Raw genomic sequence first — 887 nt, forward strand, 5'->3', positions numbered from 1 at the left:
GGAGCCATGTTGATTTCCCCTCTTATGACATCGATTGTTGGACTAGGATTCGGTTTAGCTATTTTTGATACGCGTTTAATCAAGCAATCTTTAGAGGTTTTATTTACTCAAGTATTGGTCAGCTTGCTTGTTTCGACTCTGTATTTCTGGATTTCTCCCTTATCTTATGCAAGTAGCGAATTGATTGCACGAACCTCTCCAACCATTTGGGATGTTCTCATTGCTATTGCTGGTGGGATAGCAGGCGTAATTGGTTCAAGGAAAAAAGAAGCAAACAATATCGTGCCAGGAGTAGCTATTGCAACAGCTCTGATGCCACCTATCTGTACTGCAGGTTATGGTTTAGCTAATGGAAATGTACGATTTTTATTCGGGGCTCTCTATCTTTTCTTGATCAACTGTGTCTTCATCATGTTAACAAATATTGTTGGAACAAGAATTTTGATGAGGAAATCTCCCTTAAGTTCATTTAAAGAGCTAAACATTAAAATGAAAATTGGCTTGACATCCTTGATTGTATTATTGGTTCTTCCAGCCAGTTATTCAGCAGTCACTCTGTCGATAGAACAAGCCCGAAAAGAAGGAATCAAACAGTTTATAGCAAAAGAGTTCGCCAATCACACGGTCATTAATCAAGTCTACAAGTCAAGGAATAATGAATTGGTCTTGACGGTTGTTGGAGATCCGATTTCAGACGAAGAATTAGAAACGCTCCACCAAAAACAAGCCTCTTACGGTATTCAATCTGTTGAATTGAAAGTCAATCAAGTCCATAATTCGACAAAATTAGACAGTGATACGACCAAGGAATTTTATGAAACCATTAACAAGTATATCGATCAAAAACTCTCTGAAAAGGATTCACAAAAAGATCTCGTAAAAGAAAA

1 protein-coding gene is annotated in these 887 nt (G+C 37.5%); it reads left to right on the forward strand.

What is annotated here, in order from left to right; genetic code table 11:
* Positions 1 to 887, forward strand: an 887-nt coding sequence (locus Q4443_RS10355; protein ID WP_303408375.1) for a DUF389 domain-containing protein, incomplete at both ends; no start/stop codon positions are given.

Source organism: Streptococcus sp. GP0011, assembly GCF_030546305.1.
In the GTDB taxonomy this organism is placed as follows: domain Bacteria; phylum Bacillota; class Bacilli; order Lactobacillales; family Streptococcaceae; genus Streptococcus.